Raw genomic sequence first — 1,481 nt, forward strand, 5'->3', positions numbered from 1 at the left:
GAAGCTTCCTGGTTGCAGTAAATACATCTATATTTTCCACTGGAGGACAATTTGAAGATGTGCTCGCAGTTTGCTTCCGTACTGGTAATGCAGCGGGGATTTTTGCATTTGATTACATTTTTTAAAGTTCTTGGCGGAACAGGATGATATTTTTTTACCACCTTTCCATCACGAATTACGATCAAAGTGACTCCATCGTTCAAATAACCAAGGACTTCAAGACGCTCAGGCTCTGTAAACCCCTCTATTTTAATCAGATCTTTACAGCCGTATTTTTCACTTCTTACGGACTGCAGTAGGGCAATGGACTGCTTCTGGGAGTCCAGTTCCAATAGCTTGTAAATATCCATTCCTTTTCCAGCCGGGATATGGTCGATCACAATTCCATTTTGGATAGATTCAATCTTTAACATTACAGCACCGTCCTTCCTGTCAGCGGATCCGGGATTTCAAGCAGCGCCATAATAAGTGCCATACGGATATATTTTCCGTTTTGTACCTGGTCAAAATAAGCGGCTCTTGGATCCTGATCCACATCTGAGACAATCTCATCCACCCTTGGAAGAGGATGGAGAACCGGCATATCCGGCTGTGCCAGATTCAGCTTCTCGCGGTTTAAAATATAGGTATCCTTTAACCGGACATAATCTTCTTCGTTAAAGAAACGCTCTTTCTGAACCCTTGTCATATAGAGTATGTCCAGTTTGGGAAGTGTTTCCTCCAGGCTGGTAACCTCTTTGTAAAAAGAATGGTTAGGCTTTAAGGTCTCTTCAATTACGTAATCCGGGATTTTAAGCTCTTCCGGGGAGATGAAGTAAAACTCATTTTCTGGATGACGTACCAGACTGTTTACAAGGGAGTGTACGGTTCTTCCAAATTTCAAGTCACCGCAAAAACCAACTGTCAGGTGATCCAGATGACCTTTTCTCTGGCGGATGGTCATAAGGTCGATTAATGTCTGGGTAGGATGATTATGTCCGCCATCCCCGGCATTGATTACCGGCACTGTGGCATACATGGAAGCGCGAAGGGGAGCGCCTTCCTTGGGATGCCGCATTGCAATGATATCTGCATAGCAGCTTACCACCCGGGCAGTATCGGCTACCGTTTCTCCTTTTGTGGCACTGGACTGTTCAGCACCTGCAAAGCCAAGGGATTTTCCGCCAAGGCTTAACATGGCAGATTCAAAGGAAAGACGGGTTCTGGTACTTGGTTCGTAAAAAAGAGTGGCAATCTTTTTCCCATCTGCCACATGGCTGTACACTTCTGGACTTTCTGCAATGCGGTCAGCCAGATCCAGAACTTTTGTAGTTTCTTCAAGGGTAAAATCAAGTGGATCGATCAAATGTCTCATAACCAGGCTCCTTTTGTTAAAAACTGATCCCGTCTGGCTCCGACGGAAATAAACTGGATTTCATGGTTCAGAAGCTGCTCCAGGATACGAATGTAAGCTTTTGCATTCTCCGGAAGCTCTTCATAGG

The 1,481-nt window shown here is 44.8% G+C and carries 3 protein-coding genes; all 3 read right to left on the reverse strand.

Annotated features, from left to right (window positions below; genetic code table 11):
* Positions 1 to 413: aspartate carbamoyltransferase regulatory subunit (locus LIZ66_RS18270; RefSeq protein ID WP_227227649.1), on the reverse strand; the 413-nt coding region annotated here is incomplete at its 3' end.
* Entirely contained in the window at positions 413 to 1,354 is a 942-nt protein-coding gene (gene pyrB / locus LIZ66_RS18275) for an aspartate carbamoyltransferase (RefSeq protein ID WP_118584207.1), read from the reverse strand. The genes pyrB and LIZ66_RS18270, both read right to left, overlap by 1 nt.
* Positions 1,351 to 1,481, reverse strand: a 131-nt coding sequence (locus tag LIZ66_RS19665) for an adenylosuccinate synthetase (protein WP_264467186.1), incomplete at its 5' end; no start/stop codon positions are given. The genes LIZ66_RS19665 and pyrB, both read right to left, overlap by 4 nt.

The sequence above is a fragment of the Blautia faecis genome, from assembly GCF_020554845.1.
GTDB lineage: Bacteria > Bacillota > Clostridia > Lachnospirales > Lachnospiraceae > Blautia_A > Blautia_A faecis.